The sequence below is a fragment of the Nocardia sp. NPDC088792 genome (genome assembly GCF_044750615.1).
GTDB lineage: Bacteria > Actinomycetota > Actinomycetes > Mycobacteriales > Mycobacteriaceae > Nocardia.
In genome coordinates this window covers 684,244-700,163 of sequence record NZ_JBIVKC010000004.1, presented here as the reverse complement: position 1 = coordinate 700,163, position 15,920 = coordinate 684,244, and the positions used below count along the sequence as shown (strand labels likewise).

Genomic DNA, 15,920 nt, shown 5'->3' with positions numbered 1-15,920 from the left:
CCCGATGACGACATTCGGTGTGCGGCTGCGGGATGCGATGCGCGAGCACGGTCCACTGTGCGTGGGCATCGACCCGCACCCGCCGCTGCTGCGGGCCTGGGGCCTGAGCGAGGACGCGGCCGGAGTGGCCAAGTTCGCGGATGCCTGCGTGCGGGCCTTCGCGGGCCGGGTCGCGCTGGTCAAACCGCAGGTCGCGTTCTTCGAAACCTATGGTTCCGCCGGAATCATGGTGCTGGAGGAGACGATTGCCGCGTTGCGGGCGGCGGGCACCCTGGTGGTCGCCGACGCCAAACGCGGCGATATCGGCTCCACCATGGACGCCTACGCGCACGCCTGGCTCGGTGACGGCCCGCTCGGCGCCGACGCGGTCACCGTCTCCCCGTATCTCGGATTCGGTTCGCTCGCCCCGGCGCTGGAGCTGGCGCGGGCCAACGACCGCGGCGTGTTCGTGCTCGCGGCCACCTCGAACCCGGAAGGCGCCGAACTGCAGCGCATTACCGGCGCCGACGGCCGCACCATCGCCCAGCGCATGGTCGATGACGCGGCAGCCCTGAACGCGGGCACCGACTTCGGTTCCGTCGGCGTCGTGGTCGGCGCCACTCTCACCGAGGCGCCCGACCTGAGCAAGCTCAACGGGCCCATCCTCATGCCCGGCGTGGGCGCGCAGGGCGGGGGAGCGGACTCCATCCGGAACCTGGTGCCGGACAGCGACCTCGGCGCGGTGCTGCCGAACGTCTCCCGTGAAGTACTCCGAGCGGGACCCTCGGTACCGGCTCTGAAGGCCAAGGTCGCGGAGCTGGCGGCGGAATTCGCCTTCCTGCAAGGCTGATCCGCTCGACGGTAGGTCGGCCCGGCGTCACGCAACGCCACGTGACGCCGGGCCGATCATTCCGTGCAGTGACACGATCCTGCTCGGATCGGACACGATATGCCCAGCTCAGAGGCGGTTTTTGGCCCACTCCCTCCGGTAGGTTGAGATCATGCCTCCCGCCTTGCCGTCCGATAACTCCCGCCCCGCACTGGTTCTCGGCGGAGGTGGCGCCGCAGGCGTGATGTGGCTGTTCGGCCTCACACTCGGCTTGCGCCAGACCGGAATCGATCTCTCCCTGGCCCGCCGCATAGTCGGCACCTCGGCCGGCGCTGTGCTCGGCGCGAACCTGGCCGGCGGCGTAGACCTGGCAGCCCTCCTCGCAAGCCTCCCTGCCGAGCCACCCGCATCATCCACGCCGTCCCACGACCCGACGCGACCCGGTGCCGCCGAGCCGATCCCGTCCAGCGCTGCTGGGCCTGGCCCGTCCAATGCCCCCGAGTCGACGCCGCCCAGTGCTGTCGAGCCGATTCGGCCCGGCGCTACGTCGAACCCTGCCGATGCCCAGTCGAGCCCCACGGATTCTCTCCAGCTGAACGCAGCAGAAACTGATCCCCTGGAGCGCCGCCGCCGGATCGGTGCGCAGGCACTCGAACTCGACCTCGGCGACCCGGCAGACCACATCGCCCGCATGAGCCAACTGGTAGGCATCACCGACTGGCCCGACCACGACCTTCTCATCACCGCGGTCGACGCCACCACCGGCGAACTCCGCACCTGGACCCGCGACGGCAAAGCCACTCTGCCCGAAGCCATAGCCGCCAGCAGCGCCATCCCCGGCGTCTTCCCCGCCATCCCCATCGACGGCAGCCACTTCCTCGACGGCGGCCTCCGTTCCCCGATCAACGCCGACCTGGCCGCGGGCGCCCCCCTGATCGTCATCCTCGAACCCTTCGCCCACGTCTTCCGCCGCGCCGCCACCGACCGCGAACTCGCCGGTGCCCCAACGATATCCATCACCGCCGACACCCCGGCCATCACCGCCTTCGGCTCGAACCTCTTCGACCCCGCCGCCCTCCGCCCCGCCTTCGAAGCCGGCCTGCGACAGGCCGCCGAGGCATCGACCCGCCTCCGCGACGTCTGGCCGGCCTCCCGCTGACCTCTCGAGCGGCCGCGATTGCCGCGAATCGGGTATGGCCGCAACGTTCTGACCGACCGCCGGATGGGCGTAACCCGGCTCAGGCGGCGGAGGTCCGTCGAGGCGGTCCTGTGGTGCCGGTGAACTGGAGAATGAGACTCCAATTGCTCGTCTAGAGTGGCGGTATGTCTGCCGCGGTGCCGCCCAATGGATTTCGGAATGCTCTCGTGCTCGGGGGTGGTGGGGCCGTCGGGCTGACCTGGATGGCCGGGGTTGTCACCGGGCTGAGTGCGGCCGGGATCGACGCGACGCTGGCCGATCGGATCGTCGGGACGTCGGCGGGTGCGATCACGGCGGCCGTGATCACCGGGGGACTGGATCCGGAGCGGTTGCTGAACCCGCCTGAGCGGCCGGGTGTTTCCGGGGAGCTGCGGGTGAATCCGAACGGGCTCACCGAGATCCTGGGGGAGCTCTTCGCATTGGGGCTGGAGCCCGACGAGTTCCGGCGGCGGGTAGGTGAACGCGCGCTGGCGGCGGGTGCGGGAGATCCCGCCGAACATGTCGCTCGCATGGCGAATCTCATCGGGGCCGAGGCCTGGCCGGAGCGTGAACTGCTCGTCACCGCGGTCGATGTGACCACCGGGCGCCGGCAGGTGTGGACGCCCGGCGGCAAGGCCACGCTCGCCGAGGCGGTGGCGTCGAGTACCTCGGTACCCGGGGTCTTCCCGCCGATTCCGATCGGCGGGACCGTCTACATCGACGGCGGGCTGTACTCGCCGGTCAATGCGGATCTGGCCGCGGGTGCGGAGTTCGTGCTGATCATCGAGCCGCTCGCGCATCTTTTCCCGCGCAGCCCGAGCGACAGTGAATTGGGCGGCGCCGCAACGCAGTCCATCGCGCCGGATGCGGCCGCCATCGCCGCGATCGGCTCGAACCTGTTCGATCCGGCCGCCCGGGAACCGGCGTTCCGCGAGGGCGTGCGGCAGGGTGGCGAGGCTGCCGTGCGGCTGAAGGATGTGTGGCCTACCGCCTGAACGAGTCCGGGCGGTGTCGTACCCGGGTCGTAGGATGACCGGGTGCTGTCGACCGCAGAGATTCTCACGCTGGCCGGGGTGATCGTACTCGGCTCCATGTCACCCGGGCCGGATTTTCTTGTCGTACTACGGAATTCGGTGGTGTCCGGGCGCCGGTCGGGTGTCGGCTGTGCGGCCGGGATCGCCGTGGGCGTTTTCGTGTGGGCGCTGGTCACCGCCATCGGTATCGCGGGGCTGCTCGCGGCGTCCGCGGAGGCGTACACCGTGGTGAAGCTGGTCGGCGCGATCTACCTGGCGTACATCGGTATTCGCGCATTGCTGGCCGCGCGGCGCGGTGATTACCGGCCGGAATCCGAGGCGGCGGCGAAGCAGCGCGGGTCCTTCGTGGCGTTCCGGCAGGGGCTGCTGACGAATCTGCTGAATCCGAAGTGCGCGGTGTTCTTCATCGCCCTTGTCCCGCAGTTCCTGCCGCACGATCCGTCGGCGCTGGGCACCCTCGAACTCGCGGTGGTCTGCACGGTCGCGAACCTGGCCTGGTTCACCACGCTCGCTTTCGGTGTCGGCGCGCTGCGGCACGTGTTCACTCGCCGCCGGGTGCGGCGTCTGCTGGATGCCGCCATGGGCACGTTCATGGTCGGCCTGGGCATCCGGATCGCGGTCGAAAGCAACTGATTCGTCGCGGTGTGGCGTTGTTCACCTCGGTGTTCGGGGTCCGATCGAACGCTTGTCCTGGTCGCCCGTCTCACGTCTCGCGGCCGCGGGATGGCGCACGGAGTCGCGCCCCGCAGGTTTAGCCCGTCAGCGGGCGTCCCAGGGCCCCGAACGGGCCGTCGCGGCCGTGATCCGGGCCTGCTGACGCCCGGAGGAACCTGTCCTACCTGCATCGAAGCAATGTCGGAAATGTGTGCTTCACAACTCCGCCCACCGACCCGGGTGATGCGCGACACGCGGTACCGATTCGAACGACACGCCGAGAAATCCGAAGAACTTCCAGGTCGCGAGATTACAGCTCGGTCACGGTTTTCGACGGGGCCAGTCCGGCCCTTCGGGCCCCCCGGTGGAGGGTCGAAAAACCCCTGGCTGCAAGGATATTCGGGGCCGTGGCAAGAGGATCGCCACGACCGGTCGGCGAGCACCCGTGACGCCGCCCATCCGGCCCGGTTGCGCACCGAATCAGGCGCTGACCTGGGGGGTGGGTTCGCAATCGCCAAGCGTCGTGGGTACGGTCGCTGAGACCGCCGGGTTACCGGCGGGAGATCTGGCAATGAACGATGAGACGGAGGAACCGTGGCCCTTCCCCAGCTGACTGACGAGCAGCGCGCCGCTGCTTTGGAGAAGGCGGCTGCCGCTCGCCGCGCTCGGGCGGAGCTCAAGGAGCGCTTGAAGCGTGGCGGTACCGATCTGAAGACGGTCCTGGCCGATGCCGAGAAGGACGAAGTGCTCGGCAAGATGAAGGTTTCGGCTCTGCTCGAGGCCCTGCCGAAGGTTGGCAAGGTCAAGGCGGCAGAAATCATGAGCGAACTGGAAATCGCTCCCACCCGCCGGCTGCGCGGACTGGGCGACCGGCAGCGTAAGGCGCTGCTGGCCCGGTTCGACTTCAGCGCCGAATAATCCGAGGGTGGTCGAACACACTCGGAAGGGTCGACTGGTAGTACTGGTCGGCCCCTCGGCCGTCGGAAAGTCCACTGTCGTGCGCTGCGTGCGCGAACGACTACCCGAACTGCATTTCAGTGTGTCGGCCACCACCCGGGCTCCGCGGCCCGGGGAGGTCGACGGTCAGGACTACCGGTTCGTCACTCGCGACAAGTTCGACGCCATGATCGAGGCGGGCGAACTTCTGGAGTGGGCCGACATTCACGGTGGACTGCAGCGGTCGGGCACCCCGGCCGCACCCGTGCGGGAGGCGCTCGCAACCGGACACCACGTCTTGATCGAGGTGGATCTGGCCGGAGCGCGCTCCATCCGCAAAGCCATGCCGGGAGCCAAACTGGTCTTCCTGGCCCCACCCAGCTGGGATGAGCTGGTTTCGCGGCTCACGTCGCGCGGCACCGAATCGCCCGAGGTCATCGAGCGTAGGCTGCAGACCGCGCGGACCGAATTGGCGGCATGTGACGAGTTCGACATCGTCATAGTGAACGACCACGTGACCAGCGCCTGCGAGCAGTTGGTATCGTTGTTCGTTAGCACAAATTCGGGGTCCTGACCCCGGAACACCGGTTCGTCGCTGTCTCGATCGATCAGACAGGGCTCCGAACCGGTCCGCATCCCCTTCCGAACAACCCCGCAGGAGCCTTCCTAGTGAGTACGGACATCAAGACCGTTCCCGCCTACGACACTCCGGTCGGCCTCACCAACCCGCCGATCGACGAACTGCTGGAACGGACCTCGTCCAAGTACGCGCTGGTCATCTACGCAGCCAAGCGGGCCCGGCAGATCAACGACTACTACAACCAGCTCGGCGACGGCATTCTCGAATACGTCGGCCCGCTGGTCGAGCCGGGTCTGCAGGAGAAGCCGCTGTCGGTGGCCATGCGCGAGATCCACGCCGATCTGCTGGAGCACACCGAGGGCGAGTAGTCTCGAATCTCGTTCGAGGCCAAGCTTTCTCGGCTACAACGTAACGACGGCGCTGGAGGCGTAGTGATCACTCCTATCGCGCATGGATGCGCGACCAACGTCTGGGGCGAGCGGTGACCCGGGTCGTCGTCGGAGTAGGCGGCGGCATCGCCGCATACAAGGCATGCAACCTCGTGCGCCGGTTCACCGAAACCGGGCACGAGGTTCGCGTCATTCCTACCGAGGCTGCATTGCAGTTCATCGGTAAGGCCACCTTCGAGGCGCTGTCCGGCAACCCGGTGAATACCGGTGTGTTCGCCGACGTGCCCGAGGTGCCGCATGTGCGTCTCGGCCAGGAGGCCGAGCTGATCGTCATCGCGCCCGCCACCGCGGACCTCATGGCCCGCGCCGCGCAGGGCCGCGCGGACGATCTCCTCACCGCCACTCTTCTCACCGCGCGATGTCCCGTGCTGATCGCGCCCGCCATGCACACCGAAATGTGGGAGCACCCGGCGACGCGCGCGAACGTCGCGACGCTGCGCGAGCGCGGCGCGATCGTCATGGAACCCGCGCACGGCCGCCTCACGGGCGCCGACACCGGTGCGGGCCGGCTGCCCGAGCCCGAGGAGATCTTCGGGCTGGCGACGCTGTTGCTGGAACGCGCCGACGCCATCCCGCGCGACCTCGAGGGTCGCCGCGTCGTGGTGTCCGCGGGCGGCACCCGCGAACCGCTGGATCCCGTTCGCTTCCTGGGTAATCGGAGTTCCGGCAAGCAGGGCTACGCGCTGGCGCGACTCGCCGCACAGCGTGGCGCACAGGTAACGCTGATCGCGGGCAATACCATCGGGCTGGAACCGCCGGCCGCCGTCGAGGTCGTGCACGTGACCACCGCCGAGCAGTTGAAGGTCGCGGTGGACAAGCACGCGCTGGGCTCGGACGCGGTCATCATGGCCGCGGCGGTGGCCGACTTCCGGCCGGTGAACGTGGCCGCGGCGAAGATCAAAAAGGGTGCGGACGAGCCGAATTCGATCGATCTCGCCAAGACCCCGGACATCCTCGCCGGCCTGGTCCAGGCCCGCCGCGACGGTCAGCTACCGGGCACCGCGATCGTCGGCTTCGCCGCCGAGACCGGTGACGAGCACGCCGACGTGCTCACCCATGCTCGCGCGAAACTGGCCCGCAAGGGCTGCGATCTCTTGGTGGTCAACGCCGTTGGAGAAGGCAAAGCCTTCGAGGTGGACCATAATGATGGTTGGCTGCTCGGTGCCGACGGTACCGAGATCGCCTTGGACCATGGGTCCAAGGCACTGCTGGCCAGCCGGGTGCTCGATGCACTCGGACCCTTGCTCCGCTGAAGCCTCGGCACCGCAGGGCAGACGTACCGCAACCCGCGGATACTGTCTGAGTCACAATCCGTTCGCCGTGGTGACGGGCCCGTCCCTCGGCGATCGAATTGGCATAACCTGAGACAAAGGGTTGTGTGCGGTGGTGAGACGAACTACTGTCGCGGCCCGCTACGAGAAACCCGTTGAGGGAGAGGGAACAACTGTGCGCACGACTGGCAGCCGCCTATTCACCAGTGAGTCCGTGACCGAGGGTCACCCGGACAAAATCTGTGATGCCATCAGCGATTCCATCCTCGATGCGTTGCTTGCCGCGGATCCGCGCAGCCGTGTCGCCGTGGAAACGTTGGTGACCACGGGCCAAGTACATGTGGCCGGTGAGGTCACCACTTCGGCCTACGCCGACATTCCGACCATCGTCCGCGAGAAGGTCCTGGAGATCGGATACGACTCCTCGGCAAAGGGTTTCGACGGTGCTTCCTGTGGCGTGAACGTCGCCATCGGTGCGCAGTCCCCCGATATCGCGCAGGGCGTCGATCACTCGCACGAGGCCCGCGTCGGTGGTGAGGACGACGAGATCGCCCGCCAGGGCGCCGGCGACCAGGGCCTGATGTTCGGCTACGCGACCATCGAGACCCCGGAGCTCATGCCGCTGCCGATCTCGCTGGCGCACAAGCTGTCTCGCCGCCTGACCGAGGTCCGCAAGTCCGGCGTGCTGCCGTACCTGCGCCCGGACGGCAAGACCCAGGTCACCATCGAGTACGAGGGCTCCATCCCCAAGCGGCTCGACACCGTGGTCATCTCCACCCAGCACGCCGCGGACATCGACCTGGACAACCTGCTCGCGCCCGATATCCGCGAGAAGGTCGTCGAGACGGTGCTGGCGGAGCTGGAACTGCCGAACCCCCTCGATATCTCGAACGTGCGCCTGCTGGTCAACCCGACCGGCAAGTTCGTTCTGGGTGGCCCGATGGGTGACGCCGGCCTGACCGGACGCAAGATCATCGTCGACACCTACGGCGGCATGGCCCGCCACGGCGGCGGCGCCTTCTCCGGCAAGGATCCGTCGAAGGTCGACCGCTCGGCCGCCTACGCCATGCGCTGGGTCGCCAAGAACGTCGTCGCCGCCGGTCTGGCCGAACGCACCGAGGTCCAGGTCGCCTACGCCATCGGCAAGGCGGCCCCCGTCGGCCTGTTCGTCGAGACCTTCGGCACCGAGCAGATCGACCCGGCCAAGATCTCCGCGGCCATCAGCGAGGTCTTCGACCTCCGTCCCGGCGCCATCATCCGCGACCTGGACCTGCTGCGCCCGATCTACGCGCCGACCGCCGCGTACGGCCACTTCGGCCGCACCGACGTCGACCTGCCCTGGGAGCGCACCGACCGCGCGGAGAAACTGCGCGCGGCCGCCGGGCTGTAATTGGCCCACACAGCCAACGTGACGACGGGAGCGTCGGGCACGGAGAATCCGATCTCCGAGCCCGACGCTCCCGCCGTCGTACGTCCCATCGCCCGGGTCCTGCCCTTGCTCGAACCCGCCCACCTGGACCGTGACTTCGACTACCTCGTCCCACCCGAAATGGACGCCCTCGCCCAACCCGGCGTCCGAGTCCGAGTCCGCTTCTCCGGCCGCCTCATCGACGGCTACCTCCTCGAACGCCTCGAAAGGTCCGACCACACCGGCAAACTCGTCCGCTTGGAGCGAGTGGTCTCCGGCGAACGCGTCCTCACTCCCGAAATCCTGAAACTGGTCACCGCGGTAGCAGCCCGCTACGCCGGCACCCGAGCCGACGTCCTCCGCCTCGCCATCCCACCCCGCCACGCCAAGGTCGAAACCGAAGGCGCCGAACCCGCCGTGCCGAAACGCCGCCGCGGTCGCGCCTCGACCGAAACCATTGCGCCCGAGCCCGACTCACCTACCGTGGTCGACCTCGACCTCGACCTGATCGCGCCCGCCCCTGCACCGGCGGAAATCGCCGGCCCTGCCCGATCGGGAGCGGATCTGACCCATTCGCCGGAAGACTCATCCGCACCCGTCCACAAGTCGGCGGCCGCACCCACGGAAAATGCGGGTCCTGCCGTAGCCGAAGCGGATCTCGCCGGGTTGGCGCAGGATTCGTCCTCGCATGTTCACGCCTCGGTGGCCGCGTCGATCGCAGCGGACACCGGAATGCTCGCGGCGACGGCGGAACCCACTGCGCTGGATGAGGTCGGAGCGGCCTCGGAATCAGGCGAATCGGCCGATTCGGTTGCTGCGGAATCCGATTCGCGCGCGGAGTCGGCGCCGCCGGCCGAGGACTTTCCGGGCTGGGATCGGTATGCGCACGGGCGGTCCTTTCTGACCGCGCTGGGGAGTGGGCGGGGGCCGCGGGCGGCGTGGCAGGCCTTGCCGGGGGAGGATTGGGCGCGGCGGTTGGCGGAGCTGGCGGCCTCGACGGTGCGGAGTGGGCGCAGCGCGGTGCTGATGGTGCCGGATCAGCGGGATCTGAATCGGGTGCTGGCGGAATGTACTGCGCTGCTGGGGGATTCGGCGGTAGGGCTGGCGGCCGGGCTGGGGCCCTCGGCGCGGTATCGGCGGTGGCTGGCCGCGCTGCGCGGGACCGCGCGGGTGGTGGTCGGCACGCGGAGTGCTGTTTTCACGCCGGTGCGGGATCTGGGGCTCATCGCTATCTGGGATGACGGGGACGACACCTTCGCCGAGCCGCGCTCGCCGTATCCGCATGCGCGGGAGGTGGCGATGTTGCGGGCGCATGAGACGGGGGCGGCATTCGTTGCGGGCGGATTCTCCCGTACCGCCGAGGTGCAGGCGATCGTCGAATCCGGTTGGGCGCATGACCTGCTCGCGGATCGGGCGGAGTTGCGGAGGGCGACGCCGCGGATCACCGCGCCCGGCGATTCGGATGCCGCGCTGGAGCGCGATCCCATCGCGAAGGCCATTCGTATTCCGGCGGTCGCGTTCATGGAGGCGCGGAAGGCGCTGGCGGCCGGCGGACCGGTGCTGGTGCAGGTGCCGCGGCGGGGATACATTCCGGCGCTGTCCTGCGCCAAATGCCGGACGCCCGCACGCTGCCGGCACTGCAACGGACCATTGGCCCTGCCGGACAACGGATCCGCGCGCGGGGGCGGCCGCGTGGGGCATGCCGCCGGGGGAGTGGGAGAGGCGCACAGTCCCGCGTGCCGGTGGTGCGGGATCACCGAGGCGGCATTCCGGTGCGGGACGTGTGGTTCGCGGGCGCTGCGGGCCGTGGTGATCGGTGCGGCGCGTACCGCCGAGGAGCTGGGGCGCGCGTTTCCCGGTGTGCCGGTGCGGGGTTCGGGTGGGTCGGCGATTCTCGACACGGTCCCCGAGGGTCCGCAGGTGGTCGTCTCGACGATCGGCGCCGAACCCCCGGTGCCGGGCGGCTATGCGGTGGCGATGCTGCTGGACGGCTGGGCGCTGCTCGGCCGCGCCGATCTGCGCGCCGCCGAGGACGCCCTGCGCCGCTGGATGTCGGCGGCGGCACTGGTGCGCCCGGACGGCCGGGTCATCGTCATGGCCGATCAGGGCATCCCCACGGTGCAGGCGCTGCTGCGCTGGGATCCGGTGTGGCATGCGCGAATCGAGCTCGACGGCCGCACCGAAGTACGCTTCCCGCCCGCCGTCCGCCTCGCCGCCATCGACGGCACCACCACCTCGATCGCCGAATTGCTCGCCGAGGCAAAGCTTCCCGGCGAGGTCGAAGTCCTCGGCCCGGTCCCACTGCCCCCCGGCGCCCGAAAACCTTTCAGCAGTGGAGATTCCCCCGTCGAGGTCGAACGCATGATCCTGCGGGCGGACCGGTCACAGGGCGCCGGCCTGTCCCGCGCCCTCGCCGCCGCGCAAGCCGTCCGCAGCACCCACAAGTCCGACGACCCGCTGCGCGTCCAGATCGACCCCATCGACATCGGCTGATCGGCCGCCTACCGCAGGGCGAAATGTGTGGTGCCGAGGACGTGCAGCGACCACAACAGGAGCGCCTTCACGGCGAAGAACAGCAGGATGCTGATGACGGTCTCACTGCTGTCGCGGTTGATGCGCGCCAGCACAGCGGTTTCCAGCAGGAAGCAGACCATCGTCACGGCGAGCACCCCGGTCGCGGCCCACACCGCATCCGGTTGGTAAGTCAGTCTTCCGAAGGTCAGTCCGAGGAGCAGCACGAGAGGCAGAGCGAGCAGCAGCCAAAGTATCGCGAGCGCAAGCATATTCGTGCTGTGCTTCGACAGATCGGTTTCGCCTGCCCCGTCGACCATTTCGCGAGGAACCCGGCGGATGCGGCTCAGCTGCACGATGGCATGTGCCACACCCGCCAGCGCACAGGCGATCAGCAGCACCCGGTAGGCGTCGGCGACATCGCGACTCGCGTGCATCGGAGTGCGCCAGCACCACAGCGCCGGCAGCCAGCCCGCCACCGGCATGAGCACCAGGGCGAACAGGGTTTCCGGTCTGGCACAGAGCCTTTCGCGGAGATAACCGGGCGGGAAGCGGCGCCGTTTGGAACCCAGCAGCCAGGCGATCGCGACCAGTGCCGCGATGCCGATCGCCGGTGTGAGCCAGCGCCAGTGCACGGGCGTGAGGAACATCGACGTCAGCGCGACCAGCAGGGTTGTCGTCCACACGACGGTGGCCGGCCGGGTGACCGCCATCCACATCGCATCGGCCTGAAGTTTCCGTGGGTCGTCGGCTTCGGCGTCCGCGCCGGCTTCCGGCTCCACCTCGTGACCGTCGCAGTCCTGGGCGCCTTCCTCCCGGGGATTCCGGAGTTCGGCCCACAGCACTCCCGGATCCTCCCATTCGCCGAGGTGGCCGGAACCCGGGCAGAGCACCGGGCTGTCATCGGTGCGATGGTCGTAGTCGGGATCGACATTGCCGCGCAGCCGCATCCGGTACATGTGGGTGGTGATCGCCAAGCCGTGCCAGGTCTCGTCGCAGTACGGATTCGGGCAATCAGGGAAGGCCGGGTCGCCGAAGTCGTAGCCGGACCGGGGCTCCCCATCCCGCATGGTCTCATCGACGAGCCGGTCGATGTCATCGAGCAGCCGCCACGGCTCGCCCTCACCTCGAGCGCTCACCTACCGATCGTAGGTGGCGTATCGGACATCCGGCCGGTGACATCGTGGAACCCGAAGCGACGCCGAGAATTCGGAATCGCCGCGCGTCGACCCCGGTTGATAGGGTCGAACACAGGGAACACCCCAGGGGCACGAAGGAGTACGCGGATGCGGGAAGTCCTGGTCGCCGAGGTTCGATCGGATGATCGTCCCAGGTCGGGGCAGAAGGATCGATCGAGCCCGAACTTCTCGCTGGCCGCCATCCCGGAGGGCGCCGAGGCGCTCGTGTGGCGCACCGAACCCCATATCGCGGCGATCAGATTCAGCGTGATGGCGGATGTGCGAGCCAACTACGACCAGCGCGTCCTGTCGAATATCGTGTCCGGGTCGAAAACCCCCGTCCCGCGCGAGCAGAAGTCGTTGTCCCGCCGTGGTTTCTACATCGCTGGTCCGTCCGGCTCGGGCGGGGGTTCATTCGTTGTGCAGGTCTTCGCCCTCGTGCCCGACTAGCCTCGCGCATTAACGATCCGGGCTGCCGGTGCGAAGTGAAGACAACGGTTCGTCGTGAATCGTGGTCGGGGATCGGAAACATGACCGGGGGAATCCCATGCCTTACGCCAAGCCCGACCACACCGCACCGGCGTCCCGCCACCTGCTGCGCCGACTGCTGATCACCGCGGTCGGCGCCGCGACCTGTGCCGCCGCGATCGCCGGATGCACGAGCTCGACCACCTCGCCGGCGCCCGGCCGGTCGCCGACCACCCTGCCGACCACGCAGTCCGGCGAGATCACGATGCTGCCGACAGCGCCGGCGCCCACCACGGCTACCCCCTCCGACACCACAACGCCTCCGGAAGTCACCACTTCGCTGGTGCCGGTCTCGCCCGTCTCGCCGGCGCCGGGCACCACCTTCTCCGGTGAAGCCCTCACGCCGCAGCAAGCCACCGGCCTGCAAACCGCCGTGGACAGTGGCCACCAACCCTGGCGACTCGACCAGGTCCAAGTGGCAAAGTCCTTCGTACAGGCCCGATTCGGCTGGACCAACGTGCAAACCAGTATGGGCGCACCGATGGTCGTCTTCGTCACCAGCTCCGACGGCGCCAAGGTATCGCTGCACCTCACCCAGCCGGCAACCCAGGGCGACCACGGCATCTGGGTCGTCGACAGCGGCGTCTGGGACTGACCCCGCCCGTGCCCGCGGGCCCCGTTGCGGGCCCCGTGGTATGGATAGCGGGTGACACACGTGCGGCTCGACGAATGGATTGCCGGTGGTACGCGCACCCGCCTGGGTGGGCACGAGATCTTCCACCGGCAGGACGGGCCTGCCGACGGCCGGCCGGTCACCCTGCTGCACGGCTTCCCGACCTCCTCGCACGACTGGGCGCCGATTCTCCCGGCCCTGATCGAATCCGGTTGCCGGGTAACCACTCTCGACTTCCTCGGGTTCGGCGCCAGCGACAAACCGGCCGGTCACGACTATCGGATCGTCGAGCAGGCCTCGATCGTCGAAGAGCTATGGCAGCAGCTGGGTATCGGGAGTACGGGGCTGGTCGCGCACGATTACGGTGTGTCCGTCGCGCAGGAACTGCTGCACCGTGACTCGGCCCGCTGCACGGCCGCGGCCTTCCTCAACGGTGGCATCTACCCGGATCTGCACCGCCCCATACGGACTCAGCAACTGCTGTACGGCCGTGCGGGCGCGGTGGCGCAATACCTCACCACCGAGCCGCTGTATCGGAAGTCATTGCGGGAAGTGTTCGGCCGGCCGGTCTCCGACGCCGATCTGCACGATATGTGGTTGTCCACCACGATGAACGGCGGTAAGCGCGTCCAGCACCGCCTGCTGCGCTACATCGACGACCGCCGCGCGCTCGGCGACGGCTGGGTGTCGGCCCTGGAGCAATACCCGGGACCGCTGCTGTTCGTCTGGGGCCCGGCCGATCCCGTCAGCGGCGGGCATGTGCTGCCTCGCCTGCGTGAGCGCTTGCCGCACGCGCGGCTGGTGGTGCTCGACGAGTCACCGGCGACGGGTCATTACCCGCAGGTGGAGAATCCGGGCGCGGTCGCCGCCGCCCTGACCGAGTTTCTGAGCTGAACCGTCCGGTGGCCCCGCAACGGCCGACCCGGGTATGTGCGTGACCGGAGTCGGCTAATCGTCGCCGATGATCTCTTCGCGCGGTAGCGCTGCGAGGGTCAGGAGGGCGTTGAGGAAACCACTGCGGTCGGCGGGGGAGAGCTTGCCGAGCAGCAGTTCCTCTTTCGCCTGGATGGCGGCTTGGGCGTCGTCGCGGCGGCGGCGGCCGGCCGGGGTGAGGGTGAGGAGACGGGCGCGGCGGTCGGCGGGGTCGGGGCGGCGTTCGATGAGGCCTCGCTCCTGGAGGTCGTCCAGGACCGCGATGATGCGGGTCTTGTCGGCGCCGATCTCCTGGGCGAGGGCTCCCTGTCCGCGTGCCGGGTCTTCGTCCAGGTGCAGCAGGACGACGTAGGCCCACATGGTCAGTTCGTGGGCGTCGAGGACGGGTTGCTCGGCGGCCATCAGGGTGCGGGCGAGCGGCGCGATCATCGCTGCGAGGTCCGGACGGGGTGTCGGCATGCGGACAAGATTAGGTCAGGCTGCGGTGTGGCTGTCCCAGCGTGTCGCGGGCGCGCTCGAGGACCCGGGCCGGTTCGAACCGGTCGGCCTGCCAGGAATCGGTGCCGAGCCGCACCTTGCCACGCCACTCGCGGACGATCGCGCCGTGCACCGGCCACCGCACGAATCGCCGCATATCCCGCTCGGATTCCCACACCGTGATGGATCCGCCGCGCCGCTCGACGGGCCGGCCCCACAGCCACAGGCCCACCGCGCCCTGCATGACCGGCCAGGTCTTGCCGAGTTCCATGCCGGTCTCGTAGATGCGCCGGACCTCCTCCTTCGAGGCGGCGAGGAAGTCGGTGACGCTGAGGAACACCGGCCCGGCCAGGTCGTGCCGCGGACCTGGCTGCCAGGGCATGAGCACGGTGCCTTCGGAGAAGAGTTGTTCGGAAACCTCGATAGTCTGCATCTGCATACGATAGGCAGATGCATACTATTGAGGCAAGGGGTCGGCGCCGGACCGCGATTCAGCGATACGCGGCGATATTGCGCTGCGCCCATACGGCGTAACCGGTCGCCGGACGGCCCAGTACGCGCTCGACATCCGCGCTGATCCGCTGCTCCTCGGGCGTGGGCGTGCCGAGAATGTCGAGGGTGTGCTCGGCTACGGGTTCGGGCATGAAGCGAATCATGTTGCCCAGCGCCTGATCCCGCGTCAGCTCCGCGAACTGCAACGGCTCGCCGAACGCCGCGGCAAGAGCTTGTGCCTGCTGTCGCGGGGTGATGAGCTCCGGGCCGGTCACGGTATAGGCCTGCCCGTGGTGCCCCTCCTCGGTCAGGGCCGCGGCGGCCATCGCGGCGATATCGGCGGGATCCACCACCGGCAGTCCGACATCCCCGAACGGGGCCGGGATGAGGCGCTGTGCGCGGACCGGCTCGATCCAGGCGAAGGTATTGGTGGCGTAGGCGCCCGGCCGCAGCACCGTCCACTCCAGATCCGAAGCGGCCAGCGCCCGTTCGAATTCGAGCGTCCGTGCATAGCCCGCACTGCCCGATCGCGTCACCGCCGCCTGCGAGGACACGAACACCACGCGCCGAACTCCTGCTGCCGCAGCGGTTTCCAGCACCCGGGTGGGCTCCGGGCCGCTGACCAGCTGGGGTCCGGTGATGAGCAGGAACAGTGCCTCGGCACCGCTCACCGCCTCGGCGAGGCTGTCCAGGTTGTCGAGATCGGCTCGCCGATGTTCCACGCCGGTGGGGAGGTCCACGGGCTTTTCGCCTCGCGATACCGCGACCACCTTCTGGCCCGCGTCGGCGAGGGTGCGCACGAGTGCGCTGCCGACATTTCCGGTGGCTCCGGTCACTGCGATCATCTGTCTCACTCCTGAGTTAGTTGGCT

General features: G+C 68.7%; 17 protein-coding genes. 13 read left to right on the top strand and 4 right to left on the bottom strand.

Annotation, left to right across the window (positions count from 1 at the left end; all coding sequences use genetic code 11):
* Nucleotides 1-4 precede the first annotated feature (4 nt).
* The 10 genes from pyrF to ACIP5Y_RS29940 all read left to right on the top strand — a co-directional run bounded on the left by pyrF (nt 5) and on the right by ACIP5Y_RS29940 (nt 10,810).
* Nucleotides 5-829, top strand: a complete 825-nt coding sequence (gene pyrF / locus ACIP5Y_RS29985; protein ID WP_400355089.1) for an orotidine-5'-phosphate decarboxylase — start codon at nt 5-7, stop codon at nt 827-829.
* Between the two features lie 151 nt (nt 830-980).
* A complete protein-coding gene (locus ACIP5Y_RS29980) occupies nt 981-1,967 on the top strand; it encodes a patatin-like phospholipase family protein (RefSeq protein WP_400355087.1) in 987 nt (328 codons plus the stop codon).
* 164 nt (nt 1,968-2,131) lie between these two features.
* A complete protein-coding gene (locus ACIP5Y_RS29975; RefSeq protein WP_400355085.1) occupies nt 2,132-2,980 on the top strand; it encodes a patatin-like phospholipase family protein in 849 nt (282 codons plus the stop codon).
* Between the two features lie 42 nt (nt 2,981-3,022).
* Nucleotides 3,023-3,652: a LysE family translocator gene (locus tag ACIP5Y_RS29970; RefSeq protein WP_400355083.1), complete on the top strand. Its 630-nt coding sequence runs from the start codon at nt 3,023-3,025 to the stop codon at nt 3,650-3,652.
* 615 nt (nt 3,653-4,267) lie between these two features.
* Nucleotides 4,268-4,591, top strand: a complete 324-nt coding sequence (gene mihF / locus ACIP5Y_RS29965; RefSeq protein ID WP_033086940.1) for an integration host factor, actinobacterial type — start codon at nt 4,268-4,270, stop codon at nt 4,589-4,591.
* 7 nt (nt 4,592-4,598) lie between these two features.
* Nucleotides 4,599-5,183, top strand: coding sequence for a guanylate kinase (gmk, locus tag ACIP5Y_RS29960; protein ID WP_400355081.1), 585 nt, complete (start codon nt 4,599-4,601; stop codon nt 5,181-5,183).
* 95 nt (nt 5,184-5,278) lie between these two features.
* A complete protein-coding gene (gene rpoZ, locus ACIP5Y_RS29955; protein WP_400355079.1) occupies nt 5,279-5,557 on the top strand; it encodes a DNA-directed RNA polymerase subunit omega in 279 nt (92 codons plus the stop codon).
* 86 nt (nt 5,558-5,643) lie between these two features.
* Nucleotides 5,644-6,891, top strand: coding sequence for a bifunctional phosphopantothenoylcysteine decarboxylase/phosphopantothenate--cysteine ligase CoaBC (coaBC, locus tag ACIP5Y_RS29950; protein WP_400355077.1), 1,248 nt, complete (start codon nt 5,644-5,646; stop codon nt 6,889-6,891).
* 193 nt (nt 6,892-7,084) lie between these two features.
* Nucleotides 7,085-8,299, top strand: coding sequence for a methionine adenosyltransferase (gene metK, locus ACIP5Y_RS29945; protein WP_397001509.1), 1,215 nt, complete (start codon nt 7,085-7,087; stop codon nt 8,297-8,299).
* Between the two features lie 18 nt (nt 8,300-8,317).
* Nucleotides 8,318-10,810, top strand: coding sequence for a primosomal protein N' (locus ACIP5Y_RS29940; RefSeq protein WP_400355074.1), 2,493 nt, complete (start codon nt 8,318-8,320; stop codon nt 10,808-10,810).
* An 8-nt stretch (nt 10,811-10,818) separates the two neighbouring features.
* On the opposite strand, the gene ACIP5Y_RS29935 is transcribed toward ACIP5Y_RS29940, so the two are convergent.
* Nucleotides 10,819-11,967: a hypothetical protein gene (locus ACIP5Y_RS29935; protein ID WP_400355072.1), complete on the bottom strand. Its 1,149-nt coding sequence runs from the start codon at nt 11,965-11,967 to the stop codon at nt 10,819-10,821.
* 147 nt (nt 11,968-12,114) lie between these two features.
* On the opposite strand from ACIP5Y_RS29935, the gene ACIP5Y_RS29930 reads away from it, so the two are divergent.
* The 3 genes from ACIP5Y_RS29930 (at nt 12,115) to ACIP5Y_RS29920 (ending at nt 14,041) form a co-directional block, all read left to right on the top strand.
* The gene (locus tag ACIP5Y_RS29930) at nt 12,115-12,456 is read left to right on the top strand and encodes a hypothetical protein (protein ID WP_400355071.1); all 342 of its coding nucleotides are present in this window, start codon (nt 12,115-12,117) and stop codon (nt 12,454-12,456) included.
* A gap of 97 nt (nt 12,457-12,553) precedes the next feature.
* A complete protein-coding gene (locus ACIP5Y_RS29925) occupies nt 12,554-13,129 on the top strand; it encodes an acyl transferase (RefSeq protein WP_400355069.1) in 576 nt (191 codons plus the stop codon).
* Between the two features lie 51 nt (nt 13,130-13,180).
* On the top strand, nt 13,181-14,041 hold the full coding sequence (locus tag ACIP5Y_RS29920) for an alpha/beta fold hydrolase (protein WP_400355067.1): 861 nt from the start codon (nt 13,181-13,183) through the stop codon (nt 14,039-14,041).
* A 54-nt stretch (nt 14,042-14,095) separates the two neighbouring features.
* Here ACIP5Y_RS29920 and ACIP5Y_RS29915 read toward each other — a convergent pair whose 3' ends face one another.
* From ACIP5Y_RS29915 to ACIP5Y_RS29905, 3 genes are read right to left on the bottom strand one after another with little or no spacing between them, the layout of a single operon-like run.
* Nucleotides 14,096-14,539, bottom strand: coding sequence for a MarR family winged helix-turn-helix transcriptional regulator (locus ACIP5Y_RS29915; RefSeq protein WP_400355065.1), 444 nt, complete (start codon nt 14,537-14,539; stop codon nt 14,096-14,098).
* 10 nt (nt 14,540-14,549) lie between these two features.
* Nucleotides 14,550-14,990, bottom strand: coding sequence for a hypothetical protein (locus ACIP5Y_RS29910; protein WP_400355064.1), 441 nt, complete (start codon nt 14,988-14,990; stop codon nt 14,550-14,552).
* Between the two features lie 58 nt (nt 14,991-15,048).
* Nucleotides 15,049-15,894 carry an SDR family oxidoreductase gene (locus tag ACIP5Y_RS29905; RefSeq protein WP_400355062.1) on the bottom strand — a complete coding sequence of 282 codons (846 nt, stop codon included), beginning with the start codon at nt 15,892-15,894 and terminating at the stop codon, nt 15,049-15,051.
* Between the last annotated feature and the right edge of the window lie 26 nt (nt 15,895-15,920).